18 protein-coding genes are annotated in these 19,572 nt (G+C 67.2%); 4 read left to right on the top strand and 14 right to left on the bottom strand.

The genetic code is table 11. The annotated features are described in order from the left end of the window. Positions 1-3 precede the first annotated feature (3 nt). The 5 genes from VFV09_14695 to VFV09_14675 form a co-directional block, all read right to left on the bottom strand. A complete protein-coding gene (locus VFV09_14695; protein HEU4868959.1) occupies positions 4-1,701 on the bottom strand; it encodes a ribonuclease domain-containing protein in 1,698 nt (565 codons plus the stop codon). Positions 1,702-1,915: 214 nt separating this feature from the next. After that, positions 1,916-2,665 (bottom strand): DUF4157 domain-containing protein, encoded by a 750-nt coding sequence (locus VFV09_14690; protein HEU4868958.1) that lies wholly within the window; start codon positions 2,663-2,665, stop codon positions 1,916-1,918. A gap of 164 nt (positions 2,666-2,829) precedes the next feature. Continuing rightward, on the bottom strand, positions 2,830-4,926 hold the full coding sequence (locus VFV09_14685) for an ATP-binding protein (GenBank protein ID HEU4868957.1): 2,097 nt from the start codon (positions 4,924-4,926) through the stop codon (positions 2,830-2,832). Then, positions 4,923-5,591, bottom strand: a complete 669-nt coding sequence (locus tag VFV09_14680) for a DUF4255 domain-containing protein (protein ID HEU4868956.1) — start codon at positions 5,589-5,591, stop codon at positions 4,923-4,925. The genes VFV09_14685 and VFV09_14680 overlap by 4 nt, the downstream gene beginning before the upstream one ends. After that, positions 5,592-6,215, bottom strand: coding sequence for a response regulator transcription factor (locus tag VFV09_14675; protein ID HEU4868955.1), 624 nt, complete (start codon positions 6,213-6,215; stop codon positions 5,592-5,594). It lies immediately after the preceding gene. A 225-nt stretch (positions 6,216-6,440) separates the two neighbouring features. Between VFV09_14675 and VFV09_14670 the strand changes: the two genes are divergently transcribed. Beyond that, positions 6,441-9,293, top strand: coding sequence for a BTAD domain-containing putative transcriptional regulator (locus VFV09_14670; GenBank protein ID HEU4868954.1), 2,853 nt, complete (start codon positions 6,441-6,443; stop codon positions 9,291-9,293). Here the strand turns inward: VFV09_14670 and VFV09_14665 are convergent. Together VFV09_14665 and VFV09_14660 are read right to left on the bottom strand one after the other, a co-directional pair. After that, complete coding sequence (locus VFV09_14665; protein ID HEU4868953.1) at positions 9,290-10,501, bottom strand: hypothetical protein; 1,212 nt, start codon at positions 10,499-10,501, stop codon at positions 9,290-9,292. The genes VFV09_14670 and VFV09_14665 overlap by 4 nt on opposite strands. A 42-nt stretch (positions 10,502-10,543) precedes the next feature. Beyond that, on the bottom strand, positions 10,544-12,535 hold the full coding sequence (locus VFV09_14660; protein ID HEU4868952.1) for an FGLLP motif-containing membrane protein: 1,992 nt from the start codon (positions 12,533-12,535) through the stop codon (positions 10,544-10,546). 79 nt (positions 12,536-12,614) lie between these two features. Here VFV09_14660 and VFV09_14655 point away from each other — a divergent pair, with 79 nt between their 5' ends. Further along, entirely contained in the window at positions 12,615-13,583 is a 969-nt protein-coding gene (locus VFV09_14655) for a type II CAAX endopeptidase family protein (protein HEU4868951.1), read from the top strand. Between the two features lie 17 nt (positions 13,584-13,600). On the opposite strand, the gene sdhA is transcribed toward VFV09_14655, so the two are convergent. The 3 genes from sdhA to sdhC are packed head-to-tail and all read right to left on the bottom strand — an operon-like array spanning position 13,601 to position 16,160. Beyond that, on the bottom strand, positions 13,601-15,364 hold the full coding sequence (gene sdhA / locus VFV09_14650; GenBank protein HEU4868950.1) for a succinate dehydrogenase flavoprotein subunit: 1,764 nt from the start codon (positions 15,362-15,364) through the stop codon (positions 13,601-13,603). Beyond that, the gene (locus VFV09_14645; protein ID HEU4868949.1) at positions 15,361-15,774 is read right to left on the bottom strand and encodes a succinate dehydrogenase hydrophobic membrane anchor subunit; all 414 of its coding nucleotides are present in this window, start codon (positions 15,772-15,774) and stop codon (positions 15,361-15,363) included. Before VFV09_14645 ends, sdhA begins: the two co-directional genes overlap by 4 nt. Beyond that, on the bottom strand, positions 15,771-16,160 hold the full coding sequence (gene sdhC, locus VFV09_14640; protein HEU4868948.1) for a succinate dehydrogenase, cytochrome b556 subunit: 390 nt from the start codon (positions 16,158-16,160) through the stop codon (positions 15,771-15,773). Before sdhC ends, VFV09_14645 begins: the two co-directional genes overlap by 4 nt. Positions 16,161-16,265: 105 nt before the next feature. On the opposite strand from sdhC, the gene npdG reads away from it, so the two are divergent. Next, a complete protein-coding gene (gene npdG / locus VFV09_14635; protein HEU4868947.1) occupies positions 16,266-16,937 on the top strand; it encodes an NADPH-dependent F420 reductase in 672 nt (223 codons plus the stop codon). Between the two features lie 52 nt (positions 16,938-16,989). Here npdG and VFV09_14630 read toward each other — a convergent pair whose 3' ends face one another. Genes VFV09_14630 through VFV09_14620 form a run of 3 tightly spaced genes read right to left on the bottom strand, consistent with a single transcriptional unit; the run spans position 16,990 to position 18,540 of the window. Next, positions 16,990-17,436 carry a hypothetical protein gene (locus tag VFV09_14630; protein ID HEU4868946.1) on the bottom strand — a complete coding sequence of 149 codons (447 nt, stop codon included), beginning with the start codon at positions 17,434-17,436 and terminating at the stop codon, positions 16,990-16,992. Positions 17,437-17,484: 48 nt separating this feature from the next. After that, positions 17,485-18,087, bottom strand: coding sequence for a hypothetical protein (locus VFV09_14625; GenBank protein HEU4868945.1), 603 nt, complete (start codon positions 18,085-18,087; stop codon positions 17,485-17,487). Positions 18,088-18,147: 60 nt separating this feature from the next. After that, a complete protein-coding gene (locus VFV09_14620) occupies positions 18,148-18,540 on the bottom strand; it encodes a hypothetical protein (GenBank protein HEU4868944.1) in 393 nt (130 codons plus the stop codon). A gap of 125 nt (positions 18,541-18,665) precedes the next feature. On the opposite strand from VFV09_14620, the gene VFV09_14615 reads away from it, so the two are divergent. Further along, positions 18,666-19,313 (top strand): hypothetical protein, encoded by a 648-nt coding sequence (locus VFV09_14615; protein HEU4868943.1) that lies wholly within the window; start codon positions 18,666-18,668, stop codon positions 19,311-19,313. Between the two features lie 8 nt (positions 19,314-19,321). Here VFV09_14615 and VFV09_14610 read toward each other — a convergent pair. Continuing rightward, positions 19,322-19,572: biotin/lipoyl-containing protein (locus VFV09_14610; GenBank protein HEU4868942.1), on the bottom strand; the 251-nt coding region annotated here is incomplete at its 5' end.

Genomic DNA, 19,572 nt, shown 5'->3' with positions numbered 1-19,572 from the left:
CCCTCACACTATCCGGCTGAAGGTGGCGTAGTGGTCCAGGGTCAGGTAGGTGAAGCCGGTGTCGTCGCTCACCACCACCCGGCGCTCCCCGTGATACGCGGCCGAGTCGGGATGTTTCTCGACGTAGTACTCCTTGTAGCCGCCGGCCCCCCGGACTCCCGGCAGCCTGCCCTGGTCGTTGTTGAAGGCGTCTCCGAACTTGGCGCCGTCGGGGTGGGTGAGTACCGGCGCCTCGCCCTCGGCGATGCCCTTGAGGCACGCCTTCACATGCTTTTTCTGGTGTTCGGTGAGGTCGTCGACCGATTTCATCGGTATCACCGTGCCGGCTGCGGTTCGAAGACCCCGGGCCTGTTGAACCTGGGTGATCCCCACTACGTCGTCCCAGGTGGCAGGTGGACCGGTTCTCTTGACCATGGCCCTTGCCTTCGTGACCGCCTTGGCCTTCCGGGGCAGGTCGGTCACCACCCACCACAGCTGCTCGGGGTCGGGCGCCAGCGCCTGCAGCTCCAACAGGAAAGCCGGGTTGGGGACGCTGGTAAGCATGTCCACGGCGTGGTGGCCGGCGTCCGACTTGAGCAGGTCGATCGCCGGCTGGACCGCGACCTTTTTGGCAACGAACAGGTCGATCAGCACCGTGGATGTCCCCTGTTGCAACAGCTGGTTGACCCGGGAGGGGATTATCAGCTCGAGCAGCTTCAACAGGTCGTCCGCCGGACTGTCGTGCCCTTGAAGCAGATCGAGCAGGTCCTGCTCCTCGCCGGCGTCGACTTCGGTGAGCAGCTTCTCCAGAAGGTCCTTGCGCTCCCCGGCCGCCAGCAGAAGCCTGTTGAGCATGGAGACGCTGGAGTTGTGAATCCTGAACAGCTTCACCAACTGATCCGAAGTGGTCTGGTTCAGGCAGTTGTTCAGCAGGGTGTCCTCACCCTTCTTGATGAACGATGCGAGCAGTCCGAGTTGTTCGAGCCCGCCGGTGCATTTCGCCAGGAGCAGGTTGTAGGAGGGAATCACCCGGGCGATCGAAGCCTTGAGCGCCTCCTCGCGTTTGCGCTCCTCGTCCTCGAGCTTCGCCTGCCGCTCCTCCTCGGCCCGCAGGCGCTCCTGCTCCTTCGCCTTCTTGACTTTCAGCCCGGCAGTTTTGTCGCGGGCGTTCGAGTAGGCCTGTTCGAGCGACGCAACCGACGCCTCGATCGTCGCGGCGTTGACCGGGAGGTTCGGGTTGCTCTCGTAGCCGGACAGCTCCGCGACGAGGTTCTTGCGGTCCTGGGAATTCAGCTTGGTTGCCGCGAAGTCGATAGCCATGCTAGTGAGCGGTGTCCCCAACCGGGTTTTGAAAGCGGCAAGCCGGTCACGGCGCTCCCCGCGTACCGCCGTCTTGATATTCCCCACCTTGGCGATCAGGTCGTCGAGGGTCTTGTTCAAAGCGCCGGCGCCGGGGTAGTCGACCGCTCCGTCGTGGGCCTTGTTCGTGTCCTCGATCTCTTTGATGGCCGCGTTCAAAGTGGCGGCGGCGAACGGGTTGTTGGTACGAAGGAGCTCCAGATCGGACTTCAGGGTTACCAGCTCAGTGTTGAACTTGCGGTCCAGGTCCGCCCACAACTGCGCTGCGGTGCTGTTGACCCAGAAGGGCCACCCCCAACCGGATCCGCGGCTGAGCGCTCTCTGGATGACGGCCTGCTCCGGGCCCCGGACCGGCGCCTGCAACAGAGTCGAAGTGGCGTGGTTCCCTGCACTGCGCTGCAGGTCAAGAACCTCGGCGCTCGTCCGGTGGGCGGCGGCCGGCCTCCGGGTGCCGCCTGAGCCAGGCGCCCGGGTTCGCTCGGAAGATCCGCCCCTCGTCCCCGTTCTCCGCGGCCCCGCGACCGGCGCCCGGGTCGCCTTCAGGCGCTTCCCCCCCGAGGCCCCCGCCGGTCCGGGCTCACTGCAGCTCTTCCTCCTCGGCTTCGGGGGCCTCCTCACGCTGGATGGAGCTGGCCTGGATCTCCTCGTCCTCCTCCTCGGGGGACTCCTGGCGCTGGACCGCCATTGCTTGAACCTCCTCGTCCTCCTCCTCGGAGGACTCCTGGCGCTGCAGGCCGGCACCGGAGCCCACCGCCTGCGGCGTATCCGGTTCACCCGACATCACCTTTTCGGCGGATGCCTCTGCAGCCTGTTCGAAGCGGTCGGACGGATCACTGATGCTTATGCCTCCGGGGGCAGGGGTGCCCGCGACCGGGCCGGCCTTCTGCTGGATGACGTGGGTTAGCTCGTGGGCGAGCATCTTCTTGCCCTCGGTGCTGGAAGGGCTGTACTGGCCGTCCTGGAAAACCACGTCGGTGCCAACGGTGTAGGCGTGGGCTTGCACGGAACGAGCGGCCTCGGTCGCCTTTGAACCGGTGTGGATCCTCACATCGCCCAGGTCGGCCCCCAGGCGTGACTCCATGAAGTTGCGGGTCGACTCGTCCAGGGCGCTGCCCCCGCCACTCCTCATCAGGTCCCGGACGGGCGAGGTCTCTTCCTCCCCTTCCACTTTCCTCTGCAGCAGCGCTGCGACACCCGAGTTGCCTGCGCTCCTCTGGAGCTCCAGAAGCTGGGCGGTCACGCTTCCCGAAGGTGAGCCGGGCTTGGGTCCGCCGCTCCTTGCAGGGTTGGGCCGGTGAAGGAGGGGCTCCTGGTCTCGCTCAAACATCGTGGCCTCCAGATGTGATCCATGGCGCGCGCCGTCGGGGGTGAACCTGGCTCATGATAATGGGCCGGCAGGCGCCCCAAAAGAGAAACCTTCTGCACTTTCGGGCACTGTTTGCTGCCCCAAAGGGCGGCGATGAATCCCTGAGCCAGATAGGTTCGGCGGATCTACCTGGAGCTCGTCGAGCCGTTCCCGGCCCTTGCGATCAGCGGGTAGTAGGGACCGAACTCCTCCGGTACGCACAGGTGGCCCAGCTTGCGGTACTCCCTCTCGGTCGCACGGATCAGGTGCGCCATGCCCACCTCGATCTCCTCCTGCGCTGCCAGGAATGCCGCCGACAGCACTATGTTGGCGATGTTGCCACCGGACAACTTGAATGCCCGGGACAAAAAGTCCAGATCCAGGTCCTCGGCCGCCATCCCTCGCCGAAGGTGGACTTCCCACAACCGCCGGCGGTCGTCCTGCTCCGGACTGGGAAAGTCGATGATCGCGTCCAGCCTGCGGGTGAAAGCCTCATCGACGTTCGACCGAAGGTTCGTAGTGAGGATGGCCAGGCCGTCGAACCGCTCGATTCGCTGCAACAGGTAGGCGGTTTCCACGTTTGCGTACCGGTCGTGTGCGTCCTGAACCTCGGAGCGCTTGCCGAAGATGGCGTCGGCTTCGTCGAAAAGCAGAACTGCGTTAACCCGGTCGGCCTCGACGAATATCCGCTCGAGATTCTTCTCGGTTTCACCTATGTACTTGTCGATGACCGTCGACAGGTCGATGACGTACAGGTCCAGCCCGAGCTCTTTTGCGACTATCTCCGCGGACATCGTCTTGCCGGTGCCCGAGTCCCCGGCGAACAGGGCGCTCACGCCCCGGCCTTTGGCCGACCCCCCGGTCCAGCGCTGGAGTACCCGGTCACTGAGGCGGGCCCGGTGGGTCAGCTCCCAAAGCTGGGTAACGGTGTCGGCCGGGAGCACGAGGTCCTCCCAGCTTGCCCGAGGCTCTACCCGGCGGGTCAGGCGCTCGAGAGCCCCTGCATTCTGGGCCCGGGCCCCGGCCTGAACATCCTGGACGGTGATCCCGGTTCCGGACGCCGCCGCCTTCAAGAGAGCAAACCTGGCTGCGCGCCTGACCTGTTCGGGCGTCAGGCGGAACTGTTGTGTCGCCCGGGCGAGGTCGGCGCCCTCCGGACCGTGGCCGTTCAGGCTGGCTCGCCAGAGGAGCTCCCGATCCTCGTAGGTGGGCAGAGGAGCGTCGATCACCAGCGCAACCTGCGATGACCACGTCGGGTCCCATGACCGGGATCCCACCAGCACCACCGGACAATCGGCGGCGCAGAGCAGCCGGATGGCCGCCACCCTGTCGTTCGCTAGAAGGTCCAACGGCCCGGCCACCAGCCCTCCTCCGGCCAGCCGCGCTTCCCGGATGGCGGCCTGGAGCAGCTCGGGCAGATCCCGCGCCGGTTCGATAAGGGAAAAGTCGATTCCCACGGGGTTCAAACCGGCTTGCTGGAGCGCCGAGGTCCCGAGCGAAAGACCTGTGGCCGCAGCCGACTCGCGGACATAGATGATCCGGGCGCCGCTGCCGAGCCCGAGGTAGACGAGGTCGACGCCCGCCGACCTCACGGGCGGGTGGCTTACGAGGAAGTCGGCGATCGACGGGTGGGGGCGGTCGTCCCCCAGGAGGTGGGCAATCACCCGGTCCGGGACTCGAAGAGGCCGGGTCAACAAAGGCCGGTCGGTTTCCTCCACCAGCAGCAACCCGCCCGCGACCAGGGCTGCGCCCGGGTGAACGCGGCCTAGGACCTCGCTAGCCTCCAGCGTGCTTCGCAGACTGAGGCCGCACAGTTCCAGAGCAAGCCCGATCGTCGCCCGGCGACGGGACACGTCGTCGTTCAAATACCCGTAAAGCCGCTCGAACCGGGGATCGAGGTCCGGAGCCAGGGCAATTAGGAGGATCTCCAGGTCCCAGCCGTCGAGGCCGAAGTTGCGGCACAGGGCCCTCAGCCGGAGCTCCCGGCCGCCGGCCTCCTGCTCGTCGGCCCAGGCTTCCAGCTCCAGGCGACGGGTGTCTTCGGGGCCGGCCGGCGCCCGGTCCCCGGCGGGCACGGCCGGGGCGAGCATCAGGTCGACCTGATCGTCCGAGACGTACAGGCCGCGGAAGGCATCGTCGGGGTTGGGGTCGACGCCGCGGCGGGTGTCGACCAGGAAGCGGACGCGGGCCTCCACCACCTCGAGCCGGGCCTGCAGGTAGGCGGCAGACTCTGCCGGGCTCACGTGGGGATCCGTCGGATCCTGACGGGACGCTCCGCCGGGTCTGTGCTGCGGGAGCCCCCCTCCGGCGCCTGGGTAACGGTCTCGTCCTGGCCCTGTGCACCCGTCATGTGAACGACCGGCCCGGCGGTTACCAGCTTGCCGACCTGCATCCCCTTGCCGCTGGCGAACGGAGCGATTACCACCAGGTCCAGCGAGGGCTTCAGCTCACCGCCCAGGGCCGACCAGATGTCCGACAGCTGGCGGTCCTTCGGCAGAGGCTGGCCGACCGTCACCCTGATCGCCGTACTCGCGTCGGCCAGGCTGCCTTTGAGATCCTCGGCCGGGAGGGCGTCGAAGCGCAGAAAACAGGTCAAAACCGAGCTCAGAAGCCGGTGCTCGTCCTGCGGCCGCTGGGTCCACGCCGTGACCAGGTAGGCCAGCCGGAAACGTTTGTCGGGAACCCTCCGTGCCACCACCCGGCCCTGCTCGTTCCTGGTCTCCTGAATGTTCAGGTCACGCCGGCTCAGATCCTCCGTGATGTCGTAGAGGTAGAAGTTCAGCGCGGGGCTCGACCGGCGGGCGGCCCACTCCCTCGAGGGGGCGTCGAAGCTGACCTCGACGTTGGAGCCGTTCAGGACGTCCCGTTTGACTATGCCGTCCAGAGTCTCGTCGACCTCGTGTATCACCTAGATCAGACCCTGCCGAACTGCGTAGGCCACCGCGTGGGACCGGTTGCGCAGGTTGAGCCGGCTGGTTATGTCGTGAAGGACGCTTTTCACGGTGCGCTCCGAGTAGGAGAGCGTCGCCGCTATCTCCGAGGTCCCCCAACCCTCGGCCACGAGCTTCAGGACCCCCTTCTCGCGGTCGGTGAGACCGGAGAGGGCGATCCCCTTAGGCAGCAGGGAAGTTGAGTAGAGCTGGCCCATCTGCTCCAAAAGGCGGCCCAGCAGGTCGGGAGCAAGCTGCCCGGAGCCCGCCGCAGCCGACCTAACCGTGTTCAGGAGCCTCTCCCGGGTCGTCTCCGACCGGCGGAGGAGGCCGCAGATGCCGCACTCGACCGCCGAGAGCAGGCCTGCGTCGTCGACTCGTCCCGCGACGAGCACCAGGCGCCGGCACCCGGAGGCTCTGAGCGACCGGATCGCCTGGAGGACGGCGCCGTCGATGTCGTCACCCACGACCACGCCGACGTCGGGCGGAGCTCCTCCGGCTTCCATGAGGTGGACCTCTGGACACTCCAGCAACTGGGCCCGGACGCCCTCCCTGGAAAGGGGGTCCTGGGCCTGGACGACGACTGTGATCGGGGCTTGCATCGCTCTCCTAGCTCGGGGATCTGCATACTCCCCAGCCCCGCTTAACCTCCGCTAAACGCGCTCTTGACCGAACCCGCCTACTGCAAAATTGGCCCTTCCGGAAGAACGGGAAATCCCCGTATACTCGTCGAGTTTCCCGAGTACTTTCCCCTTGGCCGGGCGACCGGCCAGCCTCTGGAAGTAGCTGGAATGCCGGATGCCAAGGCCTTCAAACACCGGCTTGAATTGCCTTTGGTTCCCGCCAGGTGGCGGGTCCCGTCGGCTTCAGGCCTGCAACGACAGCGGCTCCTCAGTGCTCTCCAGGACCCATGGGAGCACGGACTCGTACTCCTCGTCGCGCCCGCCGGATCGGGAAAGACCACCCTCCTAGCCCAGTTTGCCGCGGGCGCCCGGGTGCCGGTCGCCTGGTTCAGGGCGGAGAGCTCCGAGAGGGATCCAGGCCACCTGCTCCGTTACCTCGACGCGTCGCTAAGGGCAGCGCTTCCCGATCTCAAAGGCGACTTCAGCTCGGTGGAGGGAGCTGCTGCCGCTCTCCACGGCTTGAAGCAAAAGGCGGTCCTGGTGCTCGACGACCTCCACGCCCTGGAGGACAGCAACGCCGAGCAGGCGCTCGGCCGTCTCGTCCGCTTTCTTCCCCGCAACCTGGCGGTAGTCGCCGCCTCCCGGTCCTCGCCGAGGCTCAACCTCTCCCGCCTTAGGCTGGACGGCCGGCTTCAGCTGATCGAAGCCGGCGACCTTCGTTTCCGGGCGTGGGAGGTGGAGCGCCTCTATAGCGAGCTGTACCGCGATCCGCTGCTCCCCGAGGATCTGGCGCTGCTCACGCACAAGACGAGCGGCTGGGCCGCCGGGCTCCACCTGTTCCACCTGGCTACCCGGGACAGGCCTCTGGTCGAGCGCCGGGCGCGGCTGGACACCCTGAACGGGTCCTCGAAGTTGATACGTGAATACCTGGCCGACAACGTCGTGCGCGAGCTGCCCGTCCGCCTGAGGACCTTCCTGGTGGAGACATGCGTCCTCGGCCGGTTGACCGGCGGGCTCTGCGACCGGCTGCTCCGGGTTACCGGGTCGGCGGCCCTGCTGGAGGAACTCGAAGACCGTCAGCTCCTCTCTTCGGCCACGGCCGGGGATGGGTACCGGTGCCACGACGTGCTGAGAACCCACCTCGAGGCGATTCTGGTCCAAAAGCTGGGAGAGGCCGCCGCCAGGCTGCGCTACCGGGAGGCCGGGGCCCTTCTGGAGGATTCCGGGGACCACGCCGACGCGCTCTACGCGTTCTTCCGGGCCGAGGACTGGGAGGGAGTCGGCCGGCTGCTGGCCAACGAAGGCCCGAGGCTGGCCAGCAGCGCCGCCCCCTGGATCGACCGGATGCCTCTGCCTCTGGCCGCGGACAACCCCTGGCTCCTGCTGGGGTCGGCTCGCCGCCCGCGCCTGGCGGGACAGTGGCGGGAGGCGATCGAAACTTACACCCGGGCCGAGAACGCCTTCCAAACCCAGGCCGGCATGGAAACCTGCAGGTCCGAACGCCGGGCGATAGCCGTCTGGCTGGAGCGCCCCCTGGAGCAGCTGAGCGGCTGGGACGGGCTGGTCAGGGCGTCGACCCGGTCCATCCAGTCTCCGGTAGTGGGAGCCGATCGGCCGGCGCCCAGGGACATGGTGGCGGCCGGTCTGACATCGCTCCTCGCCGGGAACCTGAACGACGCCCGTGAGGCGCTTCGGGCAGCCGTTTCGATGCCGGAAGCGAGCGAGAGCCTGGTTCTCGGGGCCCGGCTGGCGGAGGCGGTTGTACTTCTGCTGCACGACCCCGAGGCCGCCACCGAGCTCGACTCGGTGGTCTCCGAGGCCGACCGCTGCGGGAACGCCTGGCTCGCGCTGGTGGGCCGGGCGGTCCTGGCTCTTACCGGAAGGCGGGAGGGTCTGGCCGAAGCCGCTTCGGTCCGGGCCCACTTCGACGGGCAGGCCGACACCTGGGGTCGCGCCCTGGCCGGGCTGCTGGAGGGGCTGGGCCGGCTGGTTGCGGGGGAGGGGCCGGGAACGCCGCTGGAAGCGGCTGCCGAAGACTTCCGGTTGCTGGGGGCCACCACTCTTGAGGCGTGGTGTTTATGCGTCCGTTCCCTGTTGCTGGCGAGGTCGGGCGACTCCTCCGCCCGTACGGCGGCCCTGCAGGCAGAGTCGGTCGCCAGGGCTGCCCACCTGGGAGGGCCCCTGCACTTCGCCTACGACGCCCTGGCCATCGCCGAGCCGCACCGGGCAGATTTCTACCGCGCCCTGGCCGGCGAGATCCGGGACCGGTCGGGCCTGGCCCGGACGACCCAGCCGCAGGCTGCAGAGCTCCTGGACGACCCGGTCCCTGCCCCGGTCGACATCCGTTGTTTCGGCGAATACAGGATTACCGTCGGCGGAAGCCAGCTGGACCTCAAGGCAATCAAGCCACGGGCGCGCCAGCTTCTGCGGATGCTGTCCATTCATTTCCCCCGGCCCGTCCACCTGGAGGTGATCGGCGCTGCGCTGTGGCCGGAGTCGGACCGCGAGGTGGTCCGCCGCAACCTCCAGGTAGCCGTGCACGCGGTGCGGCGGCTGCTCGCAAGCGCGCCCCTTGCTTCGGGCGACACGCTGCTGGGCCGGGACGGCGAGTCCTACTGCCTGGACCTCCCCCAGGGGTCGGTGGTTGACCTGAGGGAGTTCGAGCAGAGCCTGGCCGAAGGAAGGCAGGCCCGGGCCGCGAAGGACTACCCCAGGGCGGCCCAGGCGTACCAGCTGGCGTTGGACCTGCACAGCGGCGACCTGCTCAGCGAGGAGGGCCCTGCGGAGTGGGTGGTGATGGAGCGGGAACGCTGCCGTGCCCAGGCGGTGGAGGCTGCTCAGTCGCTGGCCGACGCCTGCCGGGACTCCGGCGACCTGGATGCCTGCGTGCGGGCCTGCGAACGCGGTCTGACACTCGACCGGTTTCGCGACAACCTGTGGCGCAGGTTGATCTCAGCTCACGAGCGGGCGGGCAACCGGGCCGCCGAGATGAAAGCCCAGCTGACCTACTCGGCGATCCTGGCCGAGCTCGGACTCGAACAGAAGCCCGCCATCTAGGGGTGGGCGCAGAAGCGCGAGGTGTCCTCCACGAGGGCCCGCAGGTCGCCCGGCTCCACCCCGCCGATCTTGGTCAGGTCCCACCCCCCGATCAGTCTGCCCGTCGCCCCGTACCTCCACCGCCCATCCAGTTGAACCCCCGGCGTCTCGGGATCGTCGAGCAGGCGCCACTCCACCTCTCCGGCGTTGTCCGGCTCCTTCCGGTCCGGCTCCTGGCACCACCACCCCCGGAACACGCCGTCGTCCCCCAGGGTGCCGGTGACCGTGCCGCTCTCCAACCGGTAGGCGCCGCGGATCTCGCCGCCGACCTTGCGGAACAACATCTCCCCGTACGCGTTTTGCGAGTTCCACTTCCCCAGGAGAGTTTCTTCGTCGATCTCCCCCAGCTGCGGCGAATCCAACGGGCGCGGCTGGTCGTCTTCTCCCCAGAACTGGGCCAGGGCGCCGAGCTTGTAGGGCGAGCTGTCGACCGAAACCTGTCCGGCGTAGGGGTAGTCGAGGACCATCGTCAGCAGGTAGGCAAAGGACACGAACGCCGCGGTCGCGGCCACAATCGACAGGTGTGCCCGCAGGTTCCGGACGCTGGCCGGGTAGGCGAGGAGGATGAACACGAAGGCGCCGACGAGCAGAAGAGTCCTGAGCAGCGGCGACAGTCCGTCCTGGCTCTGCTGCAGCCGGTCCCGGCGGTTCAGGATGATCTCGCCGAGGTTGTCGACCGAGCGGGAGTAAAACGCACGCTGCACCTCGGTTTGGGGCTCGTACTGGCGGTAGGCGGCGTGAAGGGCTTCGAGCGCCGCGGCGGCCCGGGGGCTGGCCCTTCCGGTCGACATCGCCGTGAACTCGTCGTCGACCACGGCGTGCAGGTATTCGTCCAGGGCGGTGGACAGCCCCACCCGTTCCGACGGCTCAAATGCCTCGGACGCCGCCGCCATCTCCGCCAGCGCGCTGGTCTCCCGGGAGATCGTCGCCGACGCGGTTGCCATGTTGCCGGACTGATCGGCGATCACAAGGCCCAGGACTATCGAGAACAGCAGTGCAAAGACGTCCGCCCGAAGGATGCCCGTCAGGTTTTCGAAGTCCGATTCGGACAGGTTCGGGAACTTGCGGCGGATGAGCAGGCTGGCGAGCACTGCGACCAGGGTGGTGCCCCCGACGATGATCAGGAAAAGGGTACCGGTCGAGAACCTGTTCAGTAGGGCGGACGTCATCTTTCCGGTGATCCTAAGCTGCCGACCCGCCCGGGGGAATCCTCAGTGTTCTTTTCGGGGTTCCCGGAACTGAAAGTAGGCCCAGAAGGCGACCGCTCCGGCGGCGAGCAGCCCCGCCACGGATAGGAAGATGATCGCGCTCCTGCCCTGCAGCGGGCTGACGTACCCGCTGGACGGGGTCAGCAGGATGTGGACGAAAGCCGCCGCGGTGATAGTGAAGACCGCCATCCAGGCGGGGAAGCTCCAGTCGGCGATCTTTCGCCCGTTCAGTGCGCGCAGCGGGATCAGCCCGATCGTCAGACTCTCCAGGCCGACGAGGACGATCCCGGCCAGGCCTGCCTCGACGGCCAGGATCAGAAATCCGGCGTCCGGCCGGGTGGCCGGTCCCGAGATGGCGGCCCGGGCGAACCAGGCGGCCAGGCACAGCAGCAGCAAGCAGAGCGTGGCCCCCGCCGCAAGGCGGCCCTCTTCGTCCCGGGCTAAGGAGTTACGAAAGGCGAACCCCCCGACAATTCCGTAGATCAGCCCGGGGTTGAGGTGAACCGCCAAAGAAAGGAGGACGAAGACCGCCGACACCACCAGGGTGCCGGGCACCACCGAAAGCTGTCCACTCTCTCCAAACCGGCGGCGCATGTAGATCCCCTGCGGGACCCCGAAACCGGCTGTGGTTACCGCCAGCGCAAATGTCATGCCGGCGATCAGCGCAAACGACGAGATGTCCGGGGCAAAGCCGGGACTGAGGAGGGCGTAGAGCAACCCGCCGGTGAAAACGAACAAGGTGAACGTTGCAGCCGGGCTGAGAGGCCGCCGGGGCTCCTTGCGCCGGGCGGGGAGGTGGAGCAGGGAGCGGATCTCTGCGTTGTTCTCCTCCAGCGTCGAGTTGAACAGCTCGGCCGGGATCGCCACCAGCACGATCATGCCCAGAGCGGCCAGGAGGCTGAAGCCAATCGACACCGGGTCGAGCGGAACCTGCCAGGGCTGGGGAATCGAGGTGACCAGCGCGGTGCGGTGGACCGGCGGGGAGGTGATCGTGAGCCGGGTGCGGGGGCTGCCGAAGCCGGGACCGTTGCAAGAGGCCGATATCGTGCGCACACCCGGCTCGGTGTCCCCGGGGATCGACACCCGGTCCAGCGAGGCGGTCCCCCCGTTAATGGGAATTCGTGAACCGATGCGGACGCCGTCGAGCAGGAACAGCACCTCGGCGCAGGAGGCGAACCCGCGGGCCGACACGTCTACCGATCCGCCCGGAGGAGCGGCCGTCCCCCCGCCGGACGCTCTCACGGAAACCGTCTGCCGGGGAGCCGCCGGCGCTGCGGGGGAGGGCGAGGGTTCCGGTGCGGGCGAGGCAGCCGGGGGCGGGGCCGGCGCGCCGGGGGTGGGGACGGGGAATACCGGCGGGGGAGGGAGCGCCTCTGCCGCCGGAGCTTCCGGGAGGGGGACGGGCGCCGGCGGGGGCGGAGGCGGGAGGGCCTGCGGTCCCGGCGGCGCCGGGTCGTCGTTCACGATCGTCCCCACGCCCAGCCCGTCCTCGATCCGGAACCCCCCTCCGCCGGCGGTGAGGTTCACGTGGAAAATCTCTTCCGGCTCGAACACCTGGTCTCCGTTGACCGGCACGCTGATCTCGACGCCGGGAGTGGCGATCGTCAGCTGGACCGATCCGAAAACCTCGACGTAGTCGGATCCGCCGATGGCCGACACACCGGAGGTGGAGTAGTTCACCTGAAAGGGAAAATCCAGCGGGAACGTAGTGAAGATCCGGAACTGAATCGTCGTCTCCGCATCCCCCTCGACCACCGACCCATCGGTGATGAACACGCAGGAGTCCGCCGGAGCCTGTGCCAGCAGAGCGCCCGCTCCCGGGACGGCGGTGGCGAGGTGGAACCTGGCCCCGGGCCCGGACGCGGTGTCCGGCGTGCGGCAGCCTGTTTGCGCCGCGGCGGGCGAGCCCAGGGCCTGGACGAGGATCGCGCCGAGGACCGCGATCACGGCCGCGGATGCAGCCACCTTCTTCATGGATTTCTTTTCGATCGCCACCGTCCCTACCCGGAGGAAACCATGAAGCCTATAACGGTCCTGCGGTGACTCCGGGACGAAAACTAGAATGATCGGGCCGGTGAGATCGCCCGGAGCGCGGGCGGCGGGAGGCCGTGGGGAGGAGACGATGGTTCGCAAACACCCGGTTGGCAGCTTCTTCGCCCTGACCTATCTGATCACCTGGCCGCTGCAGATCGCAGCCCTTTTCTTCGCCGGCCGGGACGGTTTCGACCTCAGCAACGAGGACAACTACAGGCACTTCACCGACATAGCAGGCGGGGAGCCTGCCCCGGGGCTCCTGGCTCCGTTCCTGCTGTTCAACCTGGGGCAGTTCGGGCCGGCACTGGCCGCCCTGGTCCTCATTCGTATGCTCTACGGCAGAGCGGGCCTCAGCGACTGGGGCGCCCGTATAGCTGCCTGGCGCAGGCCGGCGCGCTGGTACGGGATCGTTCTGGTTATCCCTGTGCTTCTGGCTCTGGCCAGCCTCGCCCTCGGCTTCGTTCTGGGCGGCATGAAGTTCGGCGAGTACGAGCCAAGGTTGGCCCTGGCCGCTTTTGTGCCGTTCCTGCTCTACATGATCGTGTTCACCGGCCTGGCGGAAGAGCCCGGCTGGCGAGGCTTTGCCCTTCCGCACCTGCAGGCGAAGAGCACCGCGGCCCGGTCGAGCTGGATCCTCGGATTCGCGTGGGGCCTCTGGCACGTCCCGTTCACGATCTACTACAACCGGGACGAACCTCTCTTGATCCTCCCGACGTTGCTGGGGCTGACCTTCGGGATCGTCGGTTGGACGATGGTGAACACCTGGATCTACAACAGCACCGAGAGCACCTGGCTGATGGTCCTTCTCCATGGCTGGGGCAACGCGGTGCAGTCCTACCTGGTCCTGTCGCAGACCAACTTCGTGGCACACATCCTGTACGGACTGCTGCCCTGGGCCATCGCCGTCTACCTGTCGAAAAAGTACGGCGACGAGAACCTGTCCGATCAGCCCCGGCCCAGGTGGTGGCCCGGCGCCTACCCGATCCAGGAGCGGGAGGCCGTGACCTAGAGTGCCCTGTCAGGGCACTAATATTTTCGGGCGGTCGGCTGGTACCGGGTGATCTGAACCGGCTTGAACGACTTGGTCAGCGACCCGGCCGCGTCCCGGGCGACCAGGGAGTGCTTCAGCCAGTTCTCGTCGTCCCGGTCCGGGTAGTCCTTGCGGTAGTGGCCGCCGCGGCTCTCGGTGCGGGCCAGCGCCGCTGCGACCGTGACCTCGGCCAGGTCCAGGAGGAAGCCGAGCTCCATCGCCTCCATGAGGTCCTGGTTGTAGGCGCTCGACCGGTCGTCGATGGCAACCTCACGGTACCGGGCCTGCAGTTCCGTGATGTGTTGGGCGGCCCGGGTGAGGGACTCCTCGCTGCGTTCGACGCCGCAGTCGTTGGTCATCCTGGCCTGCAGCTCCTCCCGGAGGGTCACCGGCCGGGCCCCGGTCTCCCGGCCGAGCAGAGCGGAGATCTCGGCCTCCACCGCCGCCTCCGGGGTGTCGGGCAGGTCGATGAACTCGGTGACCAGAGCGTGCTCCGCCATACGGATGCCCGCCCTGCGGCCGAACACGATGATGTCCAGCAGCGAGTTGGTCCCCAGCCGGTTGGCCCCGTGCACCGAGACGCAGGCGCACTCCCCGGCGGCAAAAAGTCCCTGCACCGTGGTCCCGCCGGCGTCGGTGACGACCTGCCCGTGGACTGTCGTCGGGATGCCGCCCATGGCGTAGTGGGCGGTCGGCTGGATGGGGACCGGGTCGGTGATCGGCTCGACCCCCAGGTACATCCGGGCGAATCCTGCGATGTCGGGCAGCTTGGTCTCGATAACCTCCCGGCCGAGGTGGGTGAGGTCCAGGTAGACGTAGTCCTTGCCGCCGATGCCCCGGCCCTCCTGGACCTCGGTGTGGATTGCCCGGGAGACGATGTCCCGGGGCGCCAGGTCGGCGATGGTGGGGGCATAACGCTTCATGAACTGTTCGCCCTCGCCGTTGACGAGGATCCCGCCCTCGCCCCGGGCGGCTTCGCTGAGCAGAATGCCGATGCCCGAGATGCCGGTCGGGTGGAACTGGAAGAACTCCATGTCCTCCAGCGGGATGCCCCGGCGCAGGCAGACCGCCGGGCCGTCGCCGGTGAGCGTGTGGGCGTTCGAGGTGATCTTGAACAGACGCCCGAACCCGCCGGTGGCAAACAGGACGCTCTTGGCCTGGAAGACGTGCAGGCCGCCGCCCTTCAGGTCGTAGGCGACCAGGCCCGTGCAGGCCTTGCCGGCCGGCCCGTCACCGCCGGGGCCATCGATCAAAATCAGGTCCAGGACGTGCCACTCGTTGAAGAACGTCACGTCGTTCTTCACGCACTGCTGGAACAGGGTCTGCAGGATCATGTGGCCGGTCCGGTCGGCCGAATAGCACGCCCTCTTCACCGCGCTTTCGCCGTGGTTGCGGGTGTGGCCGCCGAAGCGGCGTTGGTCGATGAACCCCTCCTCGGTGCGGTTGAAGGGCAGGCCCATGTGCTCCAGGTCCAGCACCGCCTCCACCGCCTCCCGGCACATGATCTCGGCGGCGTCCTGGTCCACGAGGTAGTCGCCGCCCTTGACCGTGTCGTAGGTGTGCCACTCCCAGTTGTCCTCCTCGACGTTACCGATCGCCGCGCACATGCCGCCCTGCGCAGCGCCGGTGTGGCTCCGGGTGGGGTAGAGCTTGGATATCACGGCGGTCGACGCCCGGCCGGAGGCCTCGAGGGCGGCCCGCAACCCGGCGCCGCCGCCGCCGACGATCAGACAGTCGTACCTGTGGAACGTAGTCTTCATCCGCCGCCCGGCATCTGGGAGGCGTCGAAGGTAACGATCACCAGCGTGCCGACTCCCAGCAGGAAGAACACCACCGAGTACAGGACGGTCTTGGCGATCCCCCGCCAGAGCGGTTTGTGAATGTGGTCGGCGATGGCGCCCCGGGCGCCGATCGCCCCGTGCAGCATCGCCAGCGCCAGCAGGAGCCAGTCGTAGGCCCGCCAGAAGAACCCGCCCCAGCGAGCCGAGACGAAGTTGTAGTCGATGCGGTCCACGCCGCCGTCGATGATGTGCATGATGAACATGTGGCCCAGCACCAGAAAGACCAGCGCCAGTCCCGAGATACGCATGAAGAACCAGCTCCAGACCTGGAAGCTGGACGGCCGCACGTCGTGTTTGCGGTGACGGGAGTACGCCCCTGCGACGCTCATTCGAATATCGGCTTCAGCATGATGTACGCCGACGGCAGGAACAGCGCGAGGGTGATCACCCAGACCAGCCGGCTCATCTGGACCTGGTAGCGGGAGCCCTTGTCCCACAGGTCGACAACGATCACCCGCAGCCCGTTGAAGGCGTGGAAGATCACCAGGAACATCAGGACGACTTCGAGAGGCCGGAAGAACGCGGTCTCGTAGAAGTGAGCCATGGTGTTGTAGGCCTTGGGGCCGAACATCACCAGCGAGGTGTCCAGGATGTGCAGGAAAAGGAATCCCAGGACGGCCAGCCCGCTGCCCCGGTGCAGGATCCACGACCACATGCCGCTCCCACCTTTGTAAAGGGTGCGCTTGTACGCGGGCTGGTCTACGGAAGGCTCCACTGGTGAGCCCAATATAACCTGAGCGTAGATCGCCCAATAGAATGGGCAGCCGAATCTGGGCGGCCTGAAATCCGGGCCCAAACAACGAGTGTTCAAGGGAGTCCAATGCGAGTAGCTGTAGTTGGCGGAACTGCGGGAATCGGTTACGGAATTGCCCTGCGAGCGGCGCACGCCGGCGACGAGGTTGTCATCGGCGGCCGGGCGGCCGAGAAGGCGGAGCGGGTCGCCGGGGAGGCCAAGGAGGCGCTCGGCGGAGCCGCTAACATCTCGGGCGCGGCCAACGAGGACGCGGTAAAGGGGGCCGACCTGATTGCGGTCACCGTCCCGTTCCCCGGCCTGGCGCCGACCTACAAAGCGATCAAGCCCAACCTGAAGTCCGGCGCGGTGGTGCTCGACTGCAACGTCCCGCTGGCCAGTGAGGTCGGCGGCAAGCCGACCCGGTTGCTCGGCATCTGGGAGGGCTCGGTGGCGCAGATGGCCAAGGGCCTGCTGGGCAAGGACAACCCCCTGGTCTCCGGTTTCCACACCGTGATGGGGGCCAAGCTGGTCAAGTTCGACTCGCCCCTCGGCGGCGACATCCTGTGCTGTGGAGACATGGCCGGCCGCGAGGTGGTCAAGGAGTTCGTCGCCAAGATCGAGGGTGCCCGCTACGTGGACTGCGGGCCTCTGGAGACGGCTCGGATCCTCGAGTCGCTGACCGCCCTGTTGATCGGCATCAACATCCGCTACAAGCTCGACCCCGGCGCAGGCCTGAAGATCGCGGGCCTGCCCGAGTAGGTACTCCAAGCACCAAAGGGGCCCCCGAGGGGGCCCCTTTTTGCGGGCTGGATCAGGCGGGACAGAGCCCGGTCAGGTAGTTCAGCACCGACGAGTTGAGACCGGTGGACATGAGGTCGCTCGAGTAGTCGTCGACCGTGTCCACGTAGTCGACGACGTCGTCGCTGAAGGCGATGGCCGCGGCGGAGAACGCATTCAGGGTCGTCCTCTCGTTGCCCGTGCCGTCGAGCGCCCGGATGTAGGCGAGACCGGTGGTCCCCAGGGCGGCGCTGGACGCGTCGAGGGCCGAGTCGGCCGCGTCGAAAGCCTCCTGGGCCTCCTCGACGTTGTCGATGCCCAGCGCGACCGCTTCGGCGAAGGTGGCGGTTGTCGGGCCGAGCGCATCGCACGTGGTGTCCTCCACGCTGCCCGCCTCGGCCGAGGACGCCGGAGCCGCAAAGATGCCGAGCATCAGCACCGAGGTCAAAGCTGCTACGAGTATTCGAGGTGTCCTAGTCATCAAAGTCTCCTTGGATAGCGGTCGGAAGCTGCCGGGACGGGCCGCACGCTACGGCCGTCCGAACAGTCCGCCGAGCAGGTTGCTGAGCAGGTTCCCCAGGCCTCCCAGCGGGGGGGTCGGAGAGACGCTCGGAGACGGGCTGACGCTCGGGGTCGGGCTGACGCTCGGGGTCGGGCTGACGCTCGGGGTGGGGCTCGGCGTCGGAGCCGGGCAGAGGCCGGCGTAGTACCGCAGGACCGCGTTTTTCATCCCGATGTCGAGAAGGGCTGCGTCGAAATCTTCGACGGCGTCGACGAAAGCCACGACGTCCTGGCTGAACTGGGCTGCAGCGGCGTTGTAGGCGTTAAGTGTCGTCCTCTCGTTGCCGGTGCCGTCGAGCGCACGGATGAATGCAAGACCGGTGGTGCCGAGAGCCGTGCTGGAGTCGTCCAGGTCGTCGGCGGCGTCGTTGACCGCATCCTCCCGGGCCGCAACGGCGGCGGTGGCGGCTTGGACCGCGGTCGCCAGAGTGTCCCGAAGCGGTCCCAATGCTTCGCAAATCTTTTGCTCGGCCGTCGCAGACTCGGACTCGACGGCCTGGAGAGGTGCTGCATATACCCCTGCTGCGACCAACAATGTGAGAGCGGCGATGGCTCTGGTCGGTTTGTTCATTCACGTTCTCCCCGTTGGCTTGGCTTCCATCTGTGAGAGCGGTGCGGTGACTCCTTCCTCCTATTGGCGTTCCCTGAGCTCTTTGATCCTGGATTGAATGAGTGCGTTGATCTCCTCGGAGGTCATCCTCTGGTCCTTGGGGCGGTTGATCGCGTCCTGGGTGATCTCGAAGATGATCTGGTTGATGGCCATCACGGTCTCGGCATCCTCGGACCCGGCGGGCAGTGAAGGGGTTGGGAAAGCGACGGCGCCGGGAGCGGTCTGAGACCCGGAGGCGCCGGGAGACGGAGAGGTCGCAGCGGACGGAGAGGTCGTAGGTGTGGTTCCGGAGGGCGAAGGCGAGTCACCCCGGGCCTCGCCGGGGGAGTCGTCCCCGGAGAGCGTCAAGGCGAGAATCCCGCCTAATACAAGAACCACGGCCAGACAAACGCCGGCAATGAGCTTTTTGTTCATCTTCCCCCCGCAAATACAACAGACCTGGTTCTATCGGCATATTCCTCGGCGATTTAAGGAAAACTTTCAGAAAGCTCTTCCCGTCTGGCGCTTTTACCTCCCCAGGATGAAGGAGTTTCCAAACTTTGGCTGGCATCGAGATCCCCGTCTACCTCGAGATCGGGTCGAAGCGAACCTTTGCCTGCTCGCTCGACTGGCCCGGCTGGTGCCGTTCGGGCAAGACCGAGGAGGCGGCGATTGAAGCGCTCATCGAGTCCGCCCCCAGGTACGCCGAGGTGGCCAAACGGGCGCACAAGCGTTTTCCGAAGATAGAGGCCGAGCGTTTTACGGTCGTCGAGCGCATCGAGGGCAGCGGCACCACCGACTTCGGCGCCCCGGGCAAGGTGGCGAGCGCGGACTACGACAACTTCGACCGGGCCGAGGCCAACCGGTTGCGGGACCTGCTGCAGGCGGCATGGGACCTGCTGGACGACGTGGTTGCCGGGGCCCCGCCGGCTCTGAAGAAGGGGCCCCGGGGAGGCGGCCGGGACCGGGACCAGGTCATGCAGCACGTGCTGGGGGCAGAGAACGCCTACGCCAGGACCATCGGGCTGAAGATCCAGGAGCCTGAGATGGGTAACCGAAAGGCGATCGAGGAGGTGCGGGCGGCCATCATGGAAAAGATCGTGCCCGGGGGAGGCAAGCCGGAGAAGGGCTGGCCGGTTCCCTACTTCGTCCGGCGGGAGGCGTGGCACGTGCTGGACCACGCCTGGGAGATCCAGGACAAGTCCTGAGGCACTCCCTACCCGGCTTCGACTACCGCCAGCTCGGAGCCCAGCGCCACCGTCTGCCCCGCCTTGACCCGCACCTGCGTCACCACGCCGTCCATGTGGCACACGATCTGGTTCTCCATCTTCATCGCCTCCAGGACCAGGATCGCGTCGCCCGCCTTCACCCGGTCTCCGGGGACGTGGAGGACCTTGACGATCGTGCCCTGCATGGGGGCCGTCAGGGTGTCGCCCGACCCGGCCAGGCTCTTGTGCGTCTGCTGCG

It is taken from the genome of Actinomycetota bacterium (assembly GCA_035759705.1).
GTDB lineage: Bacteria > Actinomycetota > CADDZG01 > JAHWKV01 > JAHWKV01 > JAJCYE01.
This window is presented reverse-complemented; position numbering and strand designations above follow the sequence as displayed.

Coding starts and splice junctions, on each gene's coding strand:
- VFV09_14690 (HEU4868958.1), bottom strand. CDS start 2,665: ATGTTTGAGCGAGACCAGGAGCCCCTCCTTCACCGGCCCAACCCTGCA.
- VFV09_14675 (HEU4868955.1), bottom strand. CDS start 6,215: ATGCAAGCCCCGATCACAGTCGTCGTCCAGGCCCAGGACCCCCTTTCC.
- VFV09_14665 (HEU4868953.1), bottom strand. CDS start 10,501: ATGACGTCCGCCCTACTGAACAGGTTCTCGACCGGTACCCTTTTCCTG.
- sdhA (HEU4868950.1), bottom strand. CDS start 15,364: ATGAAGACTACGTTCCACAGGTACGACTGTCTGATCGTCGGCGGCGGC.
- VFV09_14645 (HEU4868949.1), bottom strand. CDS start 15,774: ATGAGCGTCGCAGGGGCGTACTCCCGTCACCGCAAACACGACGTGCGG.
- npdG (HEU4868947.1), top strand. CDS start 16,266: ATGCGAGTAGCTGTAGTTGGCGGAACTGCGGGAATCGGTTACGGAATT.
- VFV09_14630 (HEU4868946.1), bottom strand. CDS start 17,436: ATGACTAGGACACCTCGAATACTCGTAGCAGCTTTGACCTCGGTGCTG.
- VFV09_14625 (HEU4868945.1), bottom strand. CDS start 18,087: ATGAACAAACCGACCAGAGCCATCGCCGCTCTCACATTGTTGGTCGCA.
- VFV09_14620 (HEU4868944.1), bottom strand. CDS start 18,540: ATGAACAAAAAGCTCATTGCCGGCGTTTGTCTGGCCGTGGTTCTTGTA.